The 18525-nt window shown below is 48.1% G+C and carries 24 protein-coding genes; 8 read left to right on the top strand and 16 right to left on the bottom strand.

Annotation, left to right across the window (positions count from 1 at the left end; translation table 11 throughout):
* Window positions 1-2: 2 nt before the first annotated feature.
* Window positions 3-683, bottom strand: a complete 681-nt coding sequence (locus BQ7394_RS05530) for a response regulator transcription factor (protein ID WP_075556455.1) — start codon at window positions 681-683, stop codon at window positions 3-5.
* A 97-nt stretch (window positions 684-780) separates the two neighbouring features.
* Between BQ7394_RS05530 and BQ7394_RS05535 the strand changes: the two genes are divergently transcribed.
* The 5 genes from BQ7394_RS05535 (at window position 781) to araJ (ending at window position 4451) form a co-directional block, all read left to right on the top strand.
* Window positions 781-1290, top strand: a complete 510-nt coding sequence (locus BQ7394_RS05535) for an RNA polymerase sigma factor (RefSeq protein ID WP_075556878.1) — start codon at window positions 781-783, stop codon at window positions 1288-1290.
* The gene (locus tag BQ7394_RS05540) at window positions 1287-1814 is read left to right on the top strand and encodes a hypothetical protein (RefSeq protein WP_075556456.1); all 528 of its coding nucleotides are present in this window, start codon (window positions 1287-1289) and stop codon (window positions 1812-1814) included. Before BQ7394_RS05535 ends, BQ7394_RS05540 begins: the two co-directional genes overlap by 4 nt.
* Before the next feature lie 12 nt (window positions 1815-1826).
* A complete protein-coding gene (locus BQ7394_RS05545; RefSeq protein ID WP_075556457.1) occupies window positions 1827-2300 on the top strand; it encodes a DUF6108 family protein in 474 nt (157 codons plus the stop codon).
* Window positions 2301-2320: 20 nt separating this feature from the next.
* A complete protein-coding gene (locus tag BQ7394_RS05550) occupies window positions 2321-3208 on the top strand; it encodes an outer membrane beta-barrel protein (protein ID WP_075556458.1) in 888 nt (295 codons plus the stop codon).
* Between the two features lie 67 nt (window positions 3209-3275).
* Window positions 3276-4451, top strand: a complete 1176-nt coding sequence (araJ, locus tag BQ7394_RS05555) for an MFS transporter AraJ (protein WP_075556459.1) — start codon at window positions 3276-3278, stop codon at window positions 4449-4451.
* 1 nt (window position 4452) lies between these two features.
* Here araJ and BQ7394_RS25950 read toward each other — a convergent pair whose 3' ends face one another.
* A complete protein-coding gene (locus BQ7394_RS25950) occupies window positions 4453-4644 on the bottom strand; it encodes a hypothetical protein (RefSeq protein ID WP_167369464.1) in 192 nt (63 codons plus the stop codon).
* A gap of 228 nt (window positions 4645-4872) precedes the next feature.
* On the opposite strand from BQ7394_RS25950, the gene BQ7394_RS26065 reads away from it, so the two are divergent.
* Window positions 4873-5034 (top strand): hypothetical protein, encoded by a 162-nt coding sequence (locus BQ7394_RS26065; protein ID WP_210436520.1) that lies wholly within the window; start codon window positions 4873-4875, stop codon window positions 5032-5034.
* A 20-nt stretch (window positions 5035-5054) separates the two neighbouring features.
* On the opposite strand, the gene BQ7394_RS26205 is transcribed toward BQ7394_RS26065, so the two are convergent.
* From BQ7394_RS26205 to BQ7394_RS05595, 7 genes are all read right to left on the bottom strand, one after another.
* Window positions 5055-5231 carry a helix-turn-helix domain-containing protein gene (locus BQ7394_RS26205; RefSeq protein WP_235848674.1) on the bottom strand — a complete coding sequence of 59 codons (177 nt, stop codon included), beginning with the start codon at window positions 5229-5231 and terminating at the stop codon, window positions 5055-5057.
* Window positions 5232-5373: 142 nt separating this feature from the next.
* Complete coding sequence (locus tag BQ7394_RS05570) at window positions 5374-5931, bottom strand: NAD(P)H-dependent oxidoreductase (RefSeq protein WP_075556879.1); 558 nt, start codon at window positions 5929-5931, stop codon at window positions 5374-5376.
* A gap of 26 nt (window positions 5932-5957) precedes the next feature.
* Window positions 5958-6707, bottom strand: a complete 750-nt coding sequence (locus BQ7394_RS05575) for an SDR family NAD(P)-dependent oxidoreductase (RefSeq protein ID WP_075556461.1) — start codon at window positions 6705-6707, stop codon at window positions 5958-5960.
* 32 nt (window positions 6708-6739) lie between these two features.
* Window positions 6740-7756 (bottom strand): aldo/keto reductase, encoded by a 1017-nt coding sequence (locus BQ7394_RS05580; protein WP_075556880.1) that lies wholly within the window; start codon window positions 7754-7756, stop codon window positions 6740-6742.
* Window positions 7757-7777: 21 nt separating this feature from the next.
* Window positions 7778-8425: an NADPH-dependent F420 reductase gene (locus BQ7394_RS05585; protein WP_075556462.1), complete on the bottom strand. Its 648-nt coding sequence runs from the start codon at window positions 8423-8425 to the stop codon at window positions 7778-7780.
* Between the two features lie 4 nt (window positions 8426-8429).
* Window positions 8430-9296: an aldo/keto reductase gene (locus tag BQ7394_RS05590; RefSeq protein ID WP_075556463.1), complete on the bottom strand. Its 867-nt coding sequence runs from the start codon at window positions 9294-9296 to the stop codon at window positions 8430-8432.
* Between the two features lie 42 nt (window positions 9297-9338).
* Window positions 9339-10187, bottom strand: coding sequence for an aldo/keto reductase (locus BQ7394_RS05595; protein ID WP_075556464.1), 849 nt, complete (start codon window positions 10185-10187; stop codon window positions 9339-9341).
* A 23-nt stretch (window positions 10188-10210) separates the two neighbouring features.
* On the opposite strand from BQ7394_RS05595, the gene BQ7394_RS05600 reads away from it, so the two are divergent.
* Together BQ7394_RS05600 and BQ7394_RS05605 are read left to right on the top strand one after the other, a co-directional pair.
* Window positions 10211-11140, top strand: coding sequence for a helix-turn-helix domain-containing protein (locus BQ7394_RS05600; RefSeq protein ID WP_075556465.1), 930 nt, complete (start codon window positions 10211-10213; stop codon window positions 11138-11140).
* A 440-nt stretch (window positions 11141-11580) separates the two neighbouring features.
* Complete coding sequence (locus BQ7394_RS05605; protein WP_075556466.1) at window positions 11581-11976, top strand: YkvA family protein; 396 nt, start codon at window positions 11581-11583, stop codon at window positions 11974-11976.
* Between the two features lie 507 nt (window positions 11977-12483).
* On the opposite strand, the gene bioD is transcribed toward BQ7394_RS05605, so the two are convergent.
* The 7 genes from bioD to BQ7394_RS05640 all read right to left on the bottom strand — a co-directional run bounded on the left by bioD (window position 12484) and on the right by BQ7394_RS05640 (window position 18523).
* Complete coding sequence (gene bioD, locus BQ7394_RS05610) at window positions 12484-13191, bottom strand: dethiobiotin synthase (RefSeq protein ID WP_075556467.1); 708 nt, start codon at window positions 13189-13191, stop codon at window positions 12484-12486.
* A gap of 8 nt (window positions 13192-13199) precedes the next feature.
* Window positions 13200-13955 (bottom strand): malonyl-ACP O-methyltransferase BioC, encoded by a 756-nt coding sequence (gene bioC, locus BQ7394_RS05615; protein ID WP_075556468.1) that lies wholly within the window; start codon window positions 13953-13955, stop codon window positions 13200-13202.
* Window positions 13931-14581, bottom strand: a complete 651-nt coding sequence (locus BQ7394_RS05620) for a DUF452 family protein (RefSeq protein ID WP_075556469.1) — start codon at window positions 14579-14581, stop codon at window positions 13931-13933. The genes bioC and BQ7394_RS05620 overlap by 25 nt, the downstream gene beginning before the upstream one ends.
* A gap of 115 nt (window positions 14582-14696) precedes the next feature.
* Window positions 14697-15836 (bottom strand): 8-amino-7-oxononanoate synthase, encoded by a 1140-nt coding sequence (locus tag BQ7394_RS05625; protein ID WP_075556881.1) that lies wholly within the window; start codon window positions 15834-15836, stop codon window positions 14697-14699.
* Complete coding sequence (bioA, locus tag BQ7394_RS05630; protein WP_075556470.1) at window positions 15833-17110, bottom strand: adenosylmethionine--8-amino-7-oxononanoate transaminase; 1278 nt, start codon at window positions 17108-17110, stop codon at window positions 15833-15835. The genes BQ7394_RS05625 and bioA overlap by 4 nt, the downstream gene beginning before the upstream one ends.
* A 13-nt stretch (window positions 17111-17123) precedes the next feature.
* Window positions 17124-18104 carry a biotin synthase BioB gene (bioB, locus tag BQ7394_RS05635; protein ID WP_075556471.1) on the bottom strand — a complete coding sequence of 327 codons (981 nt, stop codon included), beginning with the start codon at window positions 18102-18104 and terminating at the stop codon, window positions 17124-17126.
* A 38-nt stretch (window positions 18105-18142) separates the two neighbouring features.
* Window positions 18143-18523 carry a hypothetical protein gene (locus BQ7394_RS05640; RefSeq protein ID WP_235848675.1) on the bottom strand — a complete coding sequence of 127 codons (381 nt, stop codon included), beginning with the start codon at window positions 18521-18523 and terminating at the stop codon, window positions 18143-18145.
* Window positions 18524-18525: the final 2 nt, after the last annotated feature.

The following is an 18525-nucleotide window of genomic DNA, read 5'->3' on the forward strand; positions in this document are numbered from 1 at the left end:
GGCTATTCTTCATTTACCATTTTGTAGCCATAACCGTATACGGCCTTTATTTCCGGGACAGCTCCGGCTGACTTCAACTTCTTGCGCAGATTCTTCACCTGGCTGTAGATGAAGTCGAAACTATCCGCCTGGTCGATATAATCTCCCCAGATAGACTCGGCAAGCGCTCCTTTACTGATCAGGCGGTCGGGATTGGTGACAAAATAATATAACAGGTCGAACTCCTTCCGGTTCAAAGCCAGTTCCTCTTCATTAATATATACGGCACGACGATCCGGATAGACAGTGATATTGGATAGGTTGATATGCAGTTCGCCGTCCTGCTGCTTGCGGCGGATGATACATTTAATACGCGCATTCAGTTCTGCCAAGTGAAACGGCTTCGTTAGGTAATCGTCCGCGCCCAGGTCGAGGCCTGTCACTTTGTCTTCGATCGAGTCTTTGGCAGAGACGATGATGACGCTGTCCTTCTTTCGCATCTTTTTCAACTCTTCAAGCAGATCGAGCCCGCTGCCACCCGGCAGCATGATGTCCAACACGATACAGTCGTAATCATAATCATTGATCTTCAATAATGCTTCGTTATAGTTGGCGGCACTTTCCACGACGTAACGCTCCTTCTCCAACGAACGGATCATTATTTCACGTAAAGAATCTTCGTCTTCTACAATCAGAATTTTCATGAGCTATCTTGTTTGTTTACAAAGTTATGCAATAATTCTGGCAAAAAACTGGAATATTGATGTTATGTTTTCTTTCCTTTGCCGTCATATAAACAGAATGGAACTTGAAACGTTTAAAATAACCGTACTGCCACTCCGGGAAAAGCTGATCAACTTTTCCCTGAAACTGACGCAGGAGAGAGCCGACGCCGAGGATATCGTGCAGGAGGCTTTCCTGAAGCTCTGGTATATCCGCGAGAAGCTGGACGGTTATCATAGTGTGGAAGCCCTGGCGATGCAAGTCACCAAGAATCTGACGCTGGATAAACTGAGAGCACGCCGTCCGGAAGGCCCCGACATCGACACTTTGTCGATCGACTCGGGAAGCCGTTCGCCGGCAGAGCAGTTGGAACAAAAGGATGCCGCCGCCCGTATCCGCGAACTGATTGCCCAACTGCCCACCGTGCAGCAGACTATCATCCGGATGAAAGACGTGGAAGGCTACGAACTGTCCGAGATCGCGGAAATAACAGGATCAGCCATCGAAGCCGTCCGCAGCAACCTTTCAAGGGCCAGGAAAAAGATACGGGAACAATTTTTACAGTTAAACAAACAGGAGCAGTTATGAATATAGAAGAGGTATTAAACCGGTATTTTGAAGGAGAAACTTCGGTAGCCGAGGAACGCGAACTCCGCCGTTTCTTTGCCGGGGCGGATGTTCCGGATCATCTGTCGGTATATCGTCCGCTGTTCGCATACTTTGATGAGGAGATTGCAGCGCAGCACGATCCGGCAGAAGAGATATGGGCGGAAGTGACAGTCACGACACCGGCTGTGAAGCGTTTTGCGATGAGCCGGCGGTCGATCGTATATCTTCTGTCTACGGTGGCAGCTTGTGTGGTGGCACTGCTGGGGATCAGCCAATTGTTGTATCCGACCGACCCCTGTTTCTGTTCGGACAATTATGTAGTGATAAACGGTCGGTGTTATACCGATATCCATAAGGTACGGTCTTCTGCTTTCGAGGCGTTGCATGAGGTGGCCACTCCTGCCGACGAATATTTTCCCGAGGAAGACAGCGATGAAGCCGACCGCCGGATTATCGATAACCAGTTAAAGGAACTCGGTTCCATATTTAGTGAAGACGAATAAAAACATGTAGCGATGAAACAGATAAGATACACATTACTCGTATTGCTGGCAGCCCTTTTCCTGCTGCCTTCCGGAGCAGGGGCAACAGATGCAGAGGTTCTGCAAAAAGACCTGAAAATACAGGATGTTTTCCAGCGTTACGGCCGGAAGAAAAACGTAACGATGGTCGAACTATCCAACGAGATGCTCGAAACCTACGGCATGACCCGGTATAAGAGCATCACGATCAAGAACGATCCCGACGCCCTGCGCTTCACCCGCCAATGCCTGGAAGCCGATCAGAAGGGGGCCCGGAAGATCAAGGAAGTGACCGACGACGGCGGCGTTATCTCCGCCTACTACCAGCTACTCGGCAAGGAGGCAGACATCAACCGCTTCGTCCTTTTCAAGGTCAGCTCCAAAGGTGTGATCACCCTGGTTTATATCGAAGGAGATCTGGACAGTGACGACCTGATCACGATCCTCTTCACCAAAAAAGATTTATAAACGAATAAAACAATACAAAGATGAAAAGATTATTACTGATCGTGGCAGCCTTTCTCCCTGTGATGGGCTTGCTGGCTGCCGAAGCCGGACCAATGCCGGCCGATACAATCTTCCGGTTGGAAAAGAAACGCATAGAAGTAAAGGATAACGGCGACCGGATGAAAGTCCGCGTTTATGAAGAACAGGAAGACGGGACCGAGGTAGATGACGAAATGGTCTTCGAAGGACAATACCGTGACGGGCAGAGCTACGAGCGACGCAAACATATCAAGACGCTTAATATTCCTCTTCCTACCTGGGATCGTGATTTCTCCGCACACTGGGCGGGCTTCGGTATGGGCTTCAACAGCTTCACAGGAGACGATGTGTCCCTGCGCAAAGGTAACTCGCTGGAATACAATCTTAACTTTATGGAATTTAGCCTTCCATTCTCCCGCTACAACTGGGCGGTAGTGACCGGTGCCGGTCTGCGCTGGAACCGTTACCGCATCGACGGGAATGTTCATTTTCAGGAGGTGGACGGTATCACTCAGTTAGTTCCTGCCGCCGATGGTATCACCTATAAGAAAAGCAAGTTGAATATGACCAGTGTCACCATTCCCGTCCTACTGGAGTGGCAGACCAAGAAGGTACGGCATCGCCCGCGTTTCTTTATCTCCGGTGGTGTTGTCGCTGTAATCAAGACAACCTCTTCATCCAGAGTTGTTTATGAATACGGAAGTGGAAAGACCAGGAAGCAGAAGATGGATGGCGGCATGAACCTGCGTCCCGTGACAATGGATCTCCTTTTCCAGGCGGGTGTCGGCTGTATGGGCGTTTACTGCAAATATTCTCCTATCGAAATGTTCGAGAACAATAAAGGGCCGGCACTCCATCCGGTTTCTTTCGGGTTGCAGATACACTTATAACATAATTTTAATCTCTTTTTCCCGATGATGTGCTAACTTTGCGCCCGAAAAGTTTAGGTTATCGGTTATGAAGAAAAGTCTTATCGCCCTGGCGTTCGGTACGCTGGGGCTCGGTTTGTCCGAGTTTGTGATGATGGGGATACTGCCCGATGTAGCGAATGACCTGGGTATATCTATCCCCAGTGCCGGACATCTTATCTCCGCTTATGCGCTGGGTGTTTGTGCCGGCGCTCCCTTACTGGTTTTACTGGCCCGTACACGACCGTTGAAGCAGATCCTGCTTGCGCTGGTCGCTATCTTTATTGTCGGGAATCTATTTGTCTCGCTTTCACCTAACTACTGGACGATGATGGCGATGCGGTTTATTTCCGGATTGCCTCACGGGGCCTTCTTCGGTGTAGGCTCTATCGTGGCGGAACGATTGGCGGCGGAAGGGAAGAAGTCGGAGGCGGTGGCTATTATGATCTCCGGGATGACGGTGGCAAACCTGTTGGCTGTGCCGCTCGGTACTTATATAAGTCATGCTCTTTCGTGGCGGGCTACCTTCTTCAGTGCTGCCTGCTGGGGACTGGTGGTGTTTTGGTTTATCTGGCGGTGGGTACCATACGTGGCTGCCTTGCCGGATAATGGGTTTAAGGGGCAGTTCCGTTTTCTGCGCAACCCGGCTCCGTGGTTGTTGATCTTTGCAACGATGTTCGGTAACGGCGGGTTCTTTTGCCTGTACAGTTATATCACACCGTTGCTTACGAAGGTTTCCGGTGTTCCTGTTGCCGACATGACCTTTATCATGGTGCTTGCCGGGCTGGGTATGTGCATCGGTAATATGTTGGGAGGGAAGCTTTCCGACCTTTATACTCCGGGACGTGTGGCGGCTGTTACGCAGGGGGTGATGTGTCTGGCTTTACTGATGTTGTTCTTTTGGTCGGCCAATCCGTGGATGTCCGTCTTGTTGATGTGTGTCGGCACGACTTGTTTGTTTGCCGTTTCGGCGCCGCAACAGTTGCTGCTCATACAGAATGCCAAAGGGGGAGAGATGCTTGGAGCAGCAAGCGTGCAGATCGCTTTCAATCTCGGGAATGCGCTGGGGGCTTATTGCGGCGGACTGCCCATAGAAGCTGGTTACAGCTATCAATATGCGGCTCTTCCGGGGGCGGCTTCGGCTTTGGCGGGATTTTTACTGTTAAGTTATTTTAGCCGTAGGTTTGAATCTCGACGTATTTCAGCAACTTGTATTCCGGTCTAAATTATCCATCTTTATATGGATAAGAAACTTTTATGTATCTGTCTGAATGAATCTTCCATTCGCATTCTTTAATCAACTCGACCAGTTCGACAACAGCTCCTGTCCAACGTCGTTTGCATACATGAGGTTTCGGTAGATAAGCATCGCCGTAGTGATTCATCGAAGTCGCGGAACAGTTCTTCCGTGACAGCATGGGTGGCGGATTCCACCAAAAGATCCGCCGTGATATGATGGGTCATAAATGTTCATCTTTTTAGTTTAAAATCTGTTCTTTCAATTCTCATATTGTTCACACGACAATTGATGGTGGAGATTTATTTCTTATAAAGCGAACAGCATCAGGCCATCAAAGTAGATATGGAATAACCGTCTTGCTTTTTGTTGGCGGAAAGTCCGCTTGAAATACTGTTAATAAATTCCTATGATTGTAAACGGTAGCGGTTATCTGTTCTACATTCCGGATGACAGAAATAAACATTTCGATATTTTGTACTCGGTTTCGTTCATAGAACATGATAGCAGCCATACTGCCGATGACTGCTATCAATATGATGTACCCTATAAGTATTCGATGTTGAAGTAATAATTTCATTTGAAATAGAATTAACAATAAGTCATACCTCTCGCTGTTATGTCTGATGGTAAGATATTGTACTGACGCTTAAATGCTGTCGTAAAATACGAGCGACTATGAAAATCGACACTCCAACACACTTCGCTGACACTCTCTTTTCCTTCTTTTAGTAGTTTATAAGCTGCTTCAAGCCGTCGTACTACCAACCACTTTTCCGGTGAGAGATTGGAATACCAGCATAAACATACACGAGTACGTGTTGCGGCATACGAAATTCATTCAGCCAGTCATCGGGTAGGAAGCAACTGAATACTATATCGTCGAAATTATGTAGTCTGTCTTCAAGCATTAGAGCGTTTCGAGTAATTCGATAAGACGTTCAGCGTGCACTACCGATACATTTTTTTGTTGCTCGATAAGTTCCGGTGTGGTACGGTTGCCGTAACTTACGCCACAGGTATAAACACTGCCGCTATACTCTATTTGCGTCAGTCGGCAGGTTGCTTTGTAGCAAGCTAAAAATTCGTCGATGGTGTAGCCCATCGCCCCCTCGTGGCTATACAATGCTTCGGGTGCTCCCGTTGTGAAAGAGAGAACGAGTTTCTTGCCTTTGAGTTTGTCTCCGGTACTTCCGTGCGAGAAACCGTGACGGAAAGTCTCTTCCATCCAGCGTTCCAATATGGAGGGTGCGGAGTACCAGAAAAGGGGGAACTGCAACACGACGATGTCTGCCCGGAGCAATTTTTGCTGTTCGGCTTCTACGTCGATTTTAAAGTCGGGATAAAGTTCGTCAAGCTTTACGATTTCGGCTTCCGACAGCCGTTCGTTCAGGGTTTCGAGAATCGTTTTATTGGCTACAGATGCGGTAAGATTTGTATGGCCGCTGATAATCAATATATTTCTCATATTCATTCTTTTTATTGTTGTTTGTTTTATGCACCTACACCACCGTCCACTTTATAGTCGGCTCCGGTTACGAAGCTGGCTTCGTCGCTTGTCAGAAAAGCGACGACGGCGGCAACCTCTTCGGGTTGTCCCATTCGACCGAGAGGTACGCTTTTCGTCACCATATCCTTGTGTGCTTTCGCGGCTTCGTCCGAAAGCTCGGTCTTGCCGTAGATTGGGGTTTCGATGGGCCCCACGCCGAGTGAATTGACACGCACGCCGTCTTTTGCTAGCTCTTTCGCCCATGCACGTGTCATAGTATAGACGGCAGCTTTCGAGGCGGCATAGTTCGCCATCGTCGCGATAGGATTGGTTGTCATGGTTGTCGTGACATTCAGGATATTGCCTTTTGCTGCCTTTATCATCGACAGGCAGGCTTGTGTCAGCATGACAACGGCACGCACGTTGATGGCAAATACCTTGTCGTATTCCTCGATTTTCATCTCGGTAAACGGGGTGACGGGCGCCCATCCCGCATTATTGACGAGAATATCGAGACAACCGTACCGTTCTCCGACAGTACGGATGATGGTGCGTATCCCGTCTTCCGATTCGAGGTCAATGGCAAGATAGGAGATTTTATCACTGTAAGCAGCTGTTTCGGCAAGTGTCGTTTCCGTGCGGCCTACGATCAATACGTTAGCGCCTTCATCGGCCAGACGTCGGGCGATAGCTCTTCCGATGCCCGTTCCGGCTCCGGTTACAAGAGCTGTTTTATGATTTAATGATGGATACATATTTCTTATTTGATTTTGTTGATTTTCGTTTGCTATCTCTCCGCTTTGGCTACAGTCTGCTGCTGTCCTTCGATAGTCCCCAACTTGGCAATATCCTCGTCCGTGCGGTTTCCGTGTATGGTAATATGACTTAGAGCTTCGTTCATAGCGGCATATTCGTCAGCCGTAATAGTCACTTCCGCAGCGCCCAGATTTTCAAGAATACGGGCATCGCTACGCATACCGGGTATAGGAACAATATGACCGGAATACATCACCCAAGCTAAAGATATTTGTGCGGCGGTACAATGCTTCTCTTCCGCATAGCGGTTGATAAGATTGAGCAGGACTCGATTGGCACGCATATTCTCTTCGGAGTAACGGGTAATCACGCGCCTTACATCATCTCCCTTAAATTCAGCCGCGGAGTGGTATTTACCGCTTAAAAAGCCGCCTGCCATAGGCGAATAAGCAACAAAGCCGATACCTTCAGCCTTGCAATAGGGAATGACATCCACCTCCCACTTGCGTTCCATCAGCGAGTATTCGCTCTGTACAGCTGTTATAGGCGTAACGGCATGGGCCGTCTTGAGTTGTTCGAGGGTGGGCTCGGACTGTCCCCATGCACAGATTTTCCCCTCCTTGATCAATTCCCCCATCCAATAGGCAACCTCCGCAGGATCGTTCTCTTTGGGCACACGGTGTTCCGTGTAAAGGTCGATATAATCGGTTTGCAAACGTCGTAAAGAACTTTCGACAGCTTGTCGGATGCCGATACGACTCAATTTGCCTTCCGGATTCTCTTGTCCGGGCAAGACAGCCGGAGTGAATTTTGTAGAGATTGTTATTTCATGCCGGAAAGGTTTCAATGCCTTTCCCACGAGTTCTTCATTCTTATAACAACTGTATATTTCAGCCGTATCGAAGAAGGTACAGCCTTCCTCGTATGCTTTACGGATAAGACGAATGGATTCCTCTTCACTCGGACAAGTCCCGTAACCGTGCGTGAAACCCATACAGCCAAGGCCGACAGCCGAGATTTCCAATGTTCCGAATTTTCTTGTTTTCATCATTCTGTATCTTTTACTTGTTTATCTTACGAGTTTTATGCCCCAATTCATATTCCCGGTAGCACTAAGCGCGGCTACCCAGAACGCACCGAGCATTTCAGTGTAGCGGGACATACTGATATTTCCTAAATCAAGGGTATCTTCCCAGCCGAAATCCTTTAATAGAACCGCTACTTCGGCTTTCGCGTCAGCATCGTTACCGCAATAGAAGCCCGTAATGGCTTGCGGTAGTTGCCCCGGATGAACCATCAAATGATTGCAGAGATAGTTCAGTGTTTTTACGACTTTTGTGTCCGGCAGAAATTTTTGGGTTTCTTCTCCCAAGCTGGTTGTTCCGCTATACTTTGAATCGAGTGAAATATGCCCATCCTTGTAGATGTACGGATTTGCCAAGTCGATCAACAGTTTCCCGTTTAGATTTTCTTTTCCGGCAGCGTTTAGCGCTTCGAGCGAGTGGATGCCCTGCACGCAGTTGAATACTCTTTCACCGAATCGGGCAGCATCGGCAAAAGTGCCGTGAGAAGCCCGCTCACCATTAGCTTTTGCCCAGTTTGCAGCTTTCTCATTGGTGGCATTACGCGCGCCCATCATAACTTCGTGACCGAGTTCGGTCAATTTCGAGGCGATGTGGCTCACACCATCGCCTGTTCCCAATATTCCGTATTTCATACTTTTATTTCTTATTGTCAGGGTTAAATTGCTTGTCGTAATTCAGAAGGAATTTTACAAGTTCGGGATTACGGTGCGACCAGCGGAAGTCGGCAGGTTTGTCGAGCGGACGGATGCTTTCCATATCTTCCGGTGTGAGGGTGAAATCGAATACATCCAGATTTTGTTTCATTCGCTCGATGTGCGTGCTTTTCGGAATGGCGATGATGCCGCGTTGCACCAAGTAACGCAAGGCGATTTGCTGTACCGTTTTATTGTATCGTTCGGCCAAGGCCGTCAGTACGGGATTGGTCAGAAGGTCGGGATCGCCTTGTGCCAGCGGCGCCCAAGCCATGATACGTGTATCATAGGGCTTCATTTCAGCTTCAGCGTCCCATTGCTGACTGAATACATTGGTTTTTAGTTGGTTTACGGCAGGTTTTATTTCGGCACATTCGGCCATATCCACGAAGCGGTCGGGATAGAAGTTCGAGAGTCCGATGGCACGGACTTTTCCGGCCTTTACCGCTTTCTCCATCGCCCGCCATGTTCCCGGATAGTCGCTAAACGGCTGGTGGATAAGCAGCAGGTCAATGTAATCGGTGCGCAACTTACGGAGCGATTCGTCGATGCTGCGGGTTGCCTTTTCTTCTCCGGCATTGGTAATCCAGACTTTGGTGGTGAGAAAAAGTTCATCACGGGACACGCCGCATTTTGCAACGGCATTACCTACGCCCTCTTCGTTATAATAAGCCTGCGCCGTATCTATCAACCGATAACCCGCGCCGATGGCATCGAGCACGCAACGCTCGCACTCTTCGGGCGATACTTGAAATACACCATATCCTAATACCGGCATTTCGATGCCGTTGTTCAATTTTACAGTCTGCATATCATTCTGTTTTTAAAGTTAATATTCCATCTGTTTTTGAAATCATTCATGGATTTTGTGTAACCCGATACCTTTTACCGTAGGCAAGTCCATATCGTCGTAGATGGGACTTTTTCCTGTCTCCAGCAGGGCGATAGCATCCATTTCCTCTTTTGAAAGTGTGAAATCGAGGATATTGAAGTTTTCGATCATCCGTTCCTTATGTACGGATTTCGGGATAACTACGATGTTACGCTGGTTCAGCCAACGAAGAATAATAGCTCCGACGCCCTTACCGTGTCGCTCTGCTATCGCTTTCAATGTCGGATGGTTGAATATGTCATTCTGCCCTTCGGCAAAAGGCGCCCATGCTTCGTGCTGGATGCCTTCCTGCCGTAAGAAAGCATTGGCAGCCTGCTGCTGGAAAAACGGATGCGTTTCAAGCTGGTTTACGACGGGTTTTATTTCGTTATGCAAGAAAAGGTCTTGCAGGCGTTCATTAGAGAAACTCGTAACCCCGATAGCCCGGATGCGTCCCTCTTTATAGAGCCGCTCCATCGCCCGCCATGCGGCATAGTAATTCCCGTAGGGTTTGTGCATCAAGTAGAGGTCGAGGTAGTCCAACCCGAGTTTTTTCATCGAGAGGTCGAAAGCGCGCAGAGCATCGTCGTATTCGTAGTCCTGCACCCACAATTTTGTGGTTATGAAAAACTCCTCCCGTTTGATACCGCTTTGTCGGATGGTATTTCCCAACTGTTCCTCGTTGAAATAAGCCGCAGCCGTATCGAATTTCCGATAACCGATCTCGATTGCATCATTTACGGCTCGTTCCGTTTCATTTTCAGGAATCTGAAAGACACCGAACCCGATAGCAGGCATCATTACTCCATTGCTTAATCTTACATTTTTCATATCCTTTATGGTTTTTAATTCTGATGCAAAGTTACAGGGTACCTATCATTTTATTGTTGCATTATTCGGGGAAGAATTTTCACTATTCGTGGTTTTTCGTTATTTTCGCAGGAAATGAAAGAGAAATGACACATACAGACTTCGACGGGATTATTTTCGCCGATACATTGCAGGAATTTAATGCCTTACGATATGCTGGAAGAGTAATTCATATTCTTTGCAGCGGAGGAAATATGGGGTTTACATTTCAGGATACCCGTTATAACATCGCGGCCGGGGATTATGTAATTCTGCCCAATGCCACGCTCGTATCGGAATTTTCGGACTCCGAAGACTTTCAAGGTATTTTGATGAACCTTTCGGATGCGTTCGTTTCTTCGATAGCTATTCGCAGTAATTACGGTATTATAGGGTATCTATCGCTTTTACAGAATCCGGTTATGAAACTTTCCTCACATGATTTTCAAATATGCGAGCAGGCGATGCGCTGTATCCGGCAACGCCTGAAAGATAAAGAGCATCTGTTTTGGGAAGAATTGATGGGAAGCCTGCTTACGGCGCACATCCTCGACCTTTATGATATTCATGCACGCAGTCAGAATAACATGCAGGTATCGGAGCGTATTACGGTCTTACTGCGAAATTTCATAGAACTGTTATATAACGGCGAATATATCCGAAATCGAGATCTCGATTTTTATGCTTCCCGGCTTTGCATAACACCTCATTATCTGTCGGAGATATGTAAAAAGGTAAGCGGCAAACCTGCCACTTATTGGATCGACCGCTTTACCCTTCAAGAGATTACCCGCTTGCTGCGACAAAAAGAGTTGTCTTTAACTACGATTGCCGAACGAATGAATTTCTCCTCTGTTTCTTATTTCAGTCGGTATGTGCAAAAGAGGATGAAGATAACGCCGTCAGAGTATAGGAAAGATATATCTGTCCGCTAAAATTTGATATTCCCTGTTTTACGATACATATTAGTGAGTTTAAGAAGTTCATTGACGCCGCTTTAGTATCTCCGTATGGATTTAAGGGTGTCCGAATACAGGCCAATCTATATGCAAAGATCTACGGGCAAAATTATTCGCAGCAACTGAAAATAAAAACGGGCAGCTTCAACACCTGCCCGTTTCCTTGTTTGTCCGGTTCAATTCAGAAGCCCGTTCTTTTTCGGGGCATTGCGTTTGAGGTAAAACAAAACTTTGAATGTCGATCTCATAACTCTACAATTTTGGGGTTACAAAATTATTTATTGCAGAGCTGTTCTTCGATACGCAAACCGCAGCATATCAACGCAATCGTACTCCGGTTCTCTCTAAACCCCTTGTTTACAACCTTCTTGCTCTAATCCGCTCTAACTCTCGGTTTTTCTCCTTATCTTTGCTATATGAATAGAAATAGGATTGAAGATGTGCCTTTCGAAGAGGTGCACGAAGTACAAAAGTACGGTACGTATTATTCGGATAACCGCTTTTGGAAAAAGATAGAACGGGTAGCGAAGAAGGTCGGCGCTACGGTGCTGTTGCCTGTTTTCACACTCTATTATACATTGCAGGACGAGAAGGTGCCGGTGAAGCATAAAGCGTATATCATCGGTGCGCTCGGTTATTTTATCCTGCCGATAGACCTGATACCCGACGGGATTCTTCCGGTGATCGGCTTTACCGACGATATTGCCGTCATGACCCTCGTCATCAGTATGATCAAGGATAGCATCACCCCGGAAATCAAAGCCCGTGCCAATGAGCGGGTGGCAGAGATTATGGGGACGGATAGGGTCTGAAAGATGCTTACTGGCTGGCGATAATGTATTTAACAAATATTAGGAGACGATCTTTGAGACGATCTTGAGACAGATTTTATTTCTTGTAATGGGTTTAATAATAGCTTATTACGTAGGTGTCGTAGGTGGCTCCGAGACGAACTTGAGACGATCTTTGAGACGCTTTTCATATATTATATAAGAATATATATAAGAGAGCAAAGATGTCAAAGAACTCTTTTTATCCATAAAGATAATATCGGAAGACAGGAAGTCGTATTCCCAGTTTTCAGATATCTAAGTCTCTTTTAATTAGCTTGTTAGATAAATAAAAGGCCCTTATTTGCGTAAAATAAGGGAAGATGGCTTTTTTATGTTATGAAATACATCAAAAGATATTGTTTTTCAGCTTTCGGGGTAATATCTTTGTGATACGATCTGGTGGCGGATTATATGACCATTAACTCTTGATTATGGAGAAGTTTGTAGATACAGGCTTGGCATGCCTGTATCACAATAGTCGCCTGCCTATCTTGCAACTGTGGGTTGCCTATGCCATTCGGCTGGGATTACCATGCTGGAATTGGAAGGAGAAGGACCTGCTTTCGGAAGAAGAAGCAGATGCGTATCCGGCCATTCACGGCGAATGTATTGCCGGAGATATGCCAGTGTGTTGTCTTCAATCAGCTGGTCGGTATGCGGATATAGGTTATAAATAACGCTGTGTACTTGAATCCCTTGCTGACGGCAGGCATAGAGGCTCAGCAACGTATGATTGATGCTTCCCAGTTTGCCGGAGGTGACGAGGATAAGCGGGTATTGCTGCTCGCGAACATAGTCGATCGTTAACGATTCGAAATTGTTCGGCACCATCAGTCCGCCTGCCCCTTCGAGGAGGACGTACTCGTAACGTTCCTGCAGTTCATTCGTCGCGCGGGTGATCGTGTCGAGTTCGATCCGGCGACCGTCCCGTTCGGCTGCCATGTGAGGGGAGCAGGGATAGGTGAAGATATAGGGGCAGGTGAGGCCGGCTTTATCTTCTTCCGTAAAGGGGATTCCCATCAATTGGCGATGCATTTCAATATCTTCCGAAATGTCTGTACAGCCTGTCTGAATCATCTTTTGGGTAATGACTGTGTGACCTTCGGCTGCTAGCTGGCGGGCGAGGATTCCGGTGGCATAGGTTTTACCGACATTCGTGTCGATACCTGAGATAAATAATACTTTTCCTTTCATTTTATTTGTTATTTTTTTATTGCGAGGACGTAAACCGGGCAGTAAGTGAGTGTTACTTTGTGATCTTTTGTACCGTACAGGGCGGTGTAATTGCGGCAGAAATTTTCCTGGAGACGGCGTGTCCAGTAGCCGTCGCTCGTGGCAGTCACCCCCGTATATTTCAGATGGCGGAGTACGTCGAGCGGTGTGTCGAAGGTGAGGACGATCTCTTCTTGCCGGAGGTGAAGCAGATTGAAGTCTGCCGTCAGCCATTCTGTTAGTTGTTCGGGAGTAGGGTAGTCGAGACCTTTGCCTGTCAGTTGCTTGATCTCTGCCAGGTTACCGGGGGCAAAGGTGTTGAATACCAATGTGCCGTTGGGCGTTAACATGTCCGCCAGCTTATGCAGGAAGGTGACCGGCTCCTTCATCCATTGGAAAGCGGAAGCGGAAGCGATCAGGTCCAGACTGCCGGGGAAAGGGATTTCTTCGGCATTCCCGGCGATAAAAGCGATCGACTGACCGGGAAAGAGTCGGGTGATCTTCTCGTAGCAACCTTCACAAAGGTCATTCAAATACCATTCGTCGATGACACAACTTTCTTTCAACAGGTGGGTGAAACCACCTGTGCCGCAGCCGATTTCGAGGGCACGCCGGAAGTGCATGCCGGTGTAACGCGATAATAGGGCGGTTAGTTTCCGGCAGATTTGCTGCTGGGCTTCTGCATATTGATCGTAGCTGTCCAGCGCACGGCTGAAGCGGGTTATAATTCGTTCCACTGTTTCCATAGGTAAAAGGGGTAATGAGGGGCTGTTATTTCGGTTACCGGACAGCGGCTGTCCCACCAGGCGTGCTGGTTGGCTACCGGGAATATGTGGTCGTCTGAACCGATGACGGCACGTGTCCAGGGGAACTGCTTGCCGGCAGTATCGGTCGACGGAGCGAAGCGGTTGTAGATGGCTTCTAATTCTTCCTTTACCTCTTCCAGCGGGCGGGGCGGACAAGCATCGTATCGGGCGAGTATCTCGCGGGTACCGCACATGCGGCGGTTGAAACGTCGGAGACCTTCGGTTGTCAGATTGTCGAGTGTGCCCTTGAAAATCTTTTCGGGAATGCCGTATGTGTCATGTATCGGGCGGGAGGTTCCGTTGATGGCGGTTGCAGAGGTGAGTGTGTATTTGTCTGTCAATGCACATTCTGCCATCCGGACTCCCATCGACCAGGCGACGAGGTGTATCTCTTCGTACCGGCTGAGGTCTTCCTCGAATGCCGTCTCCCTGTAGTCGTAGCAGAGCATAATGTCTGTTTCTTCCCTGGTCTCCAACCGGGTGAATAGTTGCGGAGATGCGGACCAACCGGAGAAGAAGAGAAGGAGACGTGCGGCGTGATTATCTGTTTGTTTTATTATTTTCATATTGGGTAATTATGTATAACGGTGTCCCCGTAGGGGCAGGTTCCAAACCTGCCCGTTGTCACATCGTTTATATTATATTTTAATGTGTTATATAGGGCGGGTTTGGAACCCGCCCCTACAAGGCCTGTATTAACGGTTGCAAGTCGTCGGTTGTCACATCTGCTGTCAGCGAGAAACGTATCCGTGCCGTTCCTTTCGGTACCGTCGGGGGACGGACGGGAAGGCAGTAGAAGCCCTTGCGTTGCAGCTCTTCCGCTTTGAGGATGCAATCGTTATTATCGCCTATTATATAAGGGATGATATGGCTTCCGCTGACTTCTCCGCCCTTGCCCTTCAGTGCTTCGGCTAGTATATAGCTGGTTTGTGCCAGTCTTTCGCGAAGCGGGGTGATCTTCTCTAGCCGTTCAAAGATAAACCGTGTCCAGGCAATCTGAAAAGGAGGTAAAGCCGTACTGAATATTAGCGGGCGCATCCGATTGATCAGATATTCCCGAATAGTGCGGTCGCATACGACGTAGGCCCCCATGGAAGCAAGAGCTTTGCCGAATGTGCCTACCAGTAGGTCTATCTCTCCGATGCAGCCTTGCTCTTCCGCTATTCCCAGTCCGTTTCGACCGCGTACACCGATGGCGTGTGCTTCATCGACATATAAGACAACATTCGGATAGCTTTTCTTTAGTTCGACCAGGCGGTGAAGGTCGGCAACATCGCCGTCCATGCTGAAGATGCTTTCTGTGACAACAAAGACTTGCTCGTATTCTCCGGCAGACTTCTTCAGGAGTGTTTCCAGCTGTTCATAGTCATTGTGCCGGTAGCGTTGGAAAGGCACACCGCTCAGTAAAATGCCATCGATAATGCTGGCATGCACCAGTTTGTCGGCAAGGATAAGGCTTTGCTTATCGGCTAGTGCAGGGAGTATTCCTGTGTTGGCATGGTAGCCGCTGTTGAAGATCAGGGCGGCTTCGCGGTTGAAACGTTCCGCCAGCAGTTGTTCCAGTTCCGTATAAGCGGTAAAGTTGCCGGTCAGCAGTCGGGAAGAAGAGGAGGAGAAAGGATATTTCTGTTCCTGCCATTCTTCCAGGAAAGCCTTCTGAAGGTCGGCACAGAAAGCCAGGCCCAGGTAGTCGTTGGACGACAGGTTAAGCATTACCTGCCCGTCTTTCTCTATCCGGTTGCCGTGATGCGTTACCGTCGGTAACTGGCGGTAGCTGCCGGTTGCCTTGAGTTGGTTTAATATAGAATTATAATCTTTCATTCTTCGATACATTTTAATACTCCGGAAGTCAATCGTGTAAGTTGTTCCGGCCGAATAATAAACGGGGGCATCAGGTAAACCAGCTTGCCGAAGGGACGAACCCAGATACCGGCTTCTACAAAACGGCGTTGCAGGATGGCCATGTTGACCGGCTCCTTCATCTCAATGACTCCGATAGCCCCCAGTACGCGTACTTCCTGCACATGGTCGAATAATCGGGCAGGTGCCAGTTCCCGACGAAGTTGTTTTTCGATAGCGCCTACCTTCTCTTTCCATCCGCTTTCCAGAAGCAACGAAACGGAAGCGGAGGCAATGGCGCAGGCCAGCGGATTTCCCATAAAAGTGGGGCCATGCATGAAACAGCCTGCCTCTCCGGAGCAGATCGTCGTCGCCACTCTTTCCGTAGTCAGTGTGGCTGATAACGTCAGATAACCTCCGGTCAATGCCTTGCCTATGCACATGATATCCGGTACGACTCCCGCATGTTCCCAGGCAAAGAGCCGGCCGGTACGTCCGAACCCGGTAGCAATCTCATCGAAGATCAGCAGTACATCGTATTGTTCACATAATTCCCTGGCACGCACCAGGAATGTTGGTGAGTAGAAATACATTCCTCCGGCTCCCTGAACGATCGGTTCCAGTATCAGGGCGGCAATGTCGCTTGCATGTTGTCCCAGTAAGTCTGCCAACGGTTTCATCGCCTCTTCATTCCATTCTTCCCCATATTTTACAGAAGGTTGGGGGATAAAATATTGCACCGGAAGGCTACCTGCAAATATCCCGTGCATACCAGTGACCGGGTCGCAGACAGACATCGCATGCCAGGTATCTCCATGATAACCACTGCGGATAGTCGCAAAAGCATGCTTTGCTGTTTTCCCCAGGGACTGCCAGTATTGGATAGCCATCTTCATCGCCACTTCAACGGCAACCGAGCCACTATCGGCAAAGAATATCTTATCCATCTCAGGAGGAAGTATATCCAATAACTTTTGTGCCAGTTCGACAGCCGGTTCATGGGTGATGCCGCCGAACATGATATGGCTCGTCTTTTTCAACTGCTCGTTGGCTGCCGCATTCAATACCGGATGGTTATATCCGTGGACTGCCGCCCACCAGGAAGACATACCGTCGATCAGTCGTCTGCCGTCTGCCAGGATAATTTCCACACCTTCTGCTCCGGCTACCGGATAAACGGGAAGCGGGTCGATGGTGGAAGTATAGGGATGCCACACGTGCTCCCTGTCGTATTGTAATAATTCGTTTGTAGTCATTTGTCTGTCTGTTTTATCCGACCCAGTCGGTTTCTCTTGTTAGTGAATAGCCTGCTTCGGTGAAAAGCTCTTTATCATCATCCACACAACTTCCGATAGTTGTCAGCAGGTCGCCGATGATGGCTGCGTTTATGCCTATATATAATGCTTTCCGTTGTGTTTCTTTGCTCAACAGGGAACGTCCGCCGGAGAAACGGAGATAAGCCTCCGGATTGATGAAACGGAATAAGGCGATTGTCGTCAGAAACTCTTCTTCAGACAATTGCGGAGTACCGGCAAGCGGAGTACCTGGTATCGGTTGTAATAAATTCAGGGGAATGGAGTGTACCTGTTCTTTTTGTAATAACAGAGCCATCTCTATTCGTTGTTCCATCGTTTCCCCCATGCCGACTATTCCTCCGGAGCAGATACGGAAACCCTCTTCCCGGGCTGCATGGATCGTTTCCAGTTTTTGCTCGATCGTATGTGTCGTGCATAATGTACGGAAATAGGAGGGAGCTGTTTCTATATTACAATGGTAATTCTCTACGCCGCTTTCACGCAACTCCTTCAGCTGTTCTTTATTTAGAAGTCCCAGGGAAGCACAACATTTGATATCGCTTGCCTGCTTGATGTAGCGGACTGTCTCCGTCAGTTTCTTTATCTCTCCGTCGGATAGACGCTTCCCGCTGGTCACCAGTCCGAAACGTTCGATTCCCTGCTGGCGGTTGTGTAATGCCTGATGAACGCATTCTTCTGCCGGGAGGAGGGGATACAGGGCTACAACCGTATTGTAATGTCCGGATTGTGCACACCATTTACAGTTCTCGCTGCAATTTCCGCTTTTGGCATTGATGATGGAACAGGTGTCGAACTTATCTCCCATAAAATGACGGGTGATTTGATGTGCAGCTTTATACAACGCCTCTTTATCCGTACATCGGGAGAGAGCAGTTGCTTGTTCCTCATTTATTTTTCCCCCTTCGATAACAAACTGTTTAAGTGTCTCAATCATATCGCTTTGTCTTTTAAGAAATAAAAAAGCGGAAAGTCTCAGCATATACTGAAACTTCCCGCTTTAGGATGTATAAATAGATTAATATGTACGTGCGAAGCCGCTACCGATGTCTGTTTAACAGCCGGCAAAGAGAATAAAAGAAGCAACAGTTGCGAAATCCACGTAAAGGTTTCCGTGCCCGATCGCTCTTGTGAGCTGTCTGTTACGACCTCGGTCTCTTCTGTGTTTATCTGTCCGGCAACTAATACAGACGAGTGGTTGGAACCGTTCTTGACCTGGAATCTTTCCGATACATTGGAAGAAAGTTGCCCGATCGTAACGCTTCGGCTAAGACTGAAGAATGCAGCATACCCTTTCCGGCTCCATCTTTTGAACCGGAAAGAATTTTGCGTGAAATATCTTTGCTGCAACTTCATAT

This window comes from Parabacteroides timonensis, from assembly GCF_900128505.1.
Lineage (GTDB): Bacteria > Bacteroidota > Bacteroidia > Bacteroidales > Tannerellaceae > Parabacteroides > Parabacteroides timonensis.

Coding starts and splice junctions, on each gene's coding strand:
- BQ7394_RS05530 (WP_075556455.1), bottom strand. CDS start 683: ATGAAAATTCTGATTGTAGAAGACGAAGATTCTTTACGTGAAATAATG.
- BQ7394_RS05535 (WP_075556878.1), top strand. CDS start 781: ATGGAACTTGAAACGTTTAAAATAACCGTACTGCCACTCCGGGAAAAG.
- BQ7394_RS05540 (WP_075556456.1), top strand. CDS start 1,287: ATGAATATAGAAGAGGTATTAAACCGGTATTTTGAAGGAGAAACTTCG.
- BQ7394_RS05545 (WP_075556457.1), top strand. CDS start 1,827: ATGAAACAGATAAGATACACATTACTCGTATTGCTGGCAGCCCTTTTC.
- BQ7394_RS05550 (WP_075556458.1), top strand. CDS start 2,321: ATGAAAAGATTATTACTGATCGTGGCAGCCTTTCTCCCTGTGATGGGC.
- araJ (WP_075556459.1), top strand. CDS start 3,276: ATGAAGAAAAGTCTTATCGCCCTGGCGTTCGGTACGCTGGGGCTCGGT.
- BQ7394_RS25950 (WP_167369464.1), bottom strand. CDS start 4,644: ATGCTGTCACGGAAGAACTGTTCCGCGACTTCGATGAATCACTACGGC.
- BQ7394_RS26065 (WP_210436520.1), top strand. CDS start 4,873: ATGATTGTAAACGGTAGCGGTTATCTGTTCTACATTCCGGATGACAGA.
- BQ7394_RS05570 (WP_075556879.1), bottom strand. CDS start 5,931: ATGAGAAATATATTGATTATCAGCGGCCATACAAATCTTACCGCATCT.
- BQ7394_RS05575 (WP_075556461.1), bottom strand. CDS start 6,707: ATGTATCCATCATTAAATCATAAAACAGCTCTTGTAACCGGAGCCGGA.
- BQ7394_RS05580 (WP_075556880.1), bottom strand. CDS start 7,756: ATGAAAACAAGAAAATTCGGAACATTGGAAATCTCGGCTGTCGGCCTT.
- BQ7394_RS05585 (WP_075556462.1), bottom strand. CDS start 8,425: ATGAAATACGGAATATTGGGAACAGGCGATGGTGTGAGCCACATCGCC.
- BQ7394_RS05590 (WP_075556463.1), bottom strand. CDS start 9,296: ATGCAGACTGTAAAATTGAACAACGGCATCGAAATGCCGGTATTAGGA.
- BQ7394_RS05595 (WP_075556464.1), bottom strand. CDS start 10,187: ATGAAAAATGTAAGATTAAGCAATGGAGTAATGATGCCTGCTATCGGG.
- BQ7394_RS05600 (WP_075556465.1), top strand. CDS start 10,211: ATGCAAAGTTACAGGGTACCTATCATTTTATTGTTGCATTATTCGGGG.
- BQ7394_RS05605 (WP_075556466.1), top strand. CDS start 11,581: ATGAATAGAAATAGGATTGAAGATGTGCCTTTCGAAGAGGTGCACGAA.
- bioD (WP_075556467.1), bottom strand. CDS start 13,191: ATGAAAGGAAAAGTATTATTTATCTCAGGTATCGACACGAATGTCGGT.
- bioC (WP_075556468.1), bottom strand. CDS start 13,955: ATGGAAACAGTGGAACGAATTATAACCCGCTTCAGCCGTGCGCTGGAC.
- BQ7394_RS05620 (WP_075556469.1), bottom strand. CDS start 14,581: ATGAAAATAATAAAACAAACAGATAATCACGCCGCACGTCTCCTTCTC.
- BQ7394_RS05625 (WP_075556881.1), bottom strand. CDS start 15,836: ATGAAAGATTATAATTCTATATTAAACCAACTCAAGGCAACCGGCAGC.
- bioA (WP_075556470.1), bottom strand. CDS start 17,110: ATGACTACAAACGAATTATTACAATACGACAGGGAGCACGTGTGGCAT.
- bioB (WP_075556471.1), bottom strand. CDS start 18,104: ATGATTGAGACACTTAAACAGTTTGTTATCGAAGGGGGAAAAATAAAT.
- BQ7394_RS05640 (WP_235848675.1), bottom strand. CDS start 18,523: ATGAAGTTGCAGCAAAGATATTTCACGCAAAATTCTTTCCGGTTCAAA.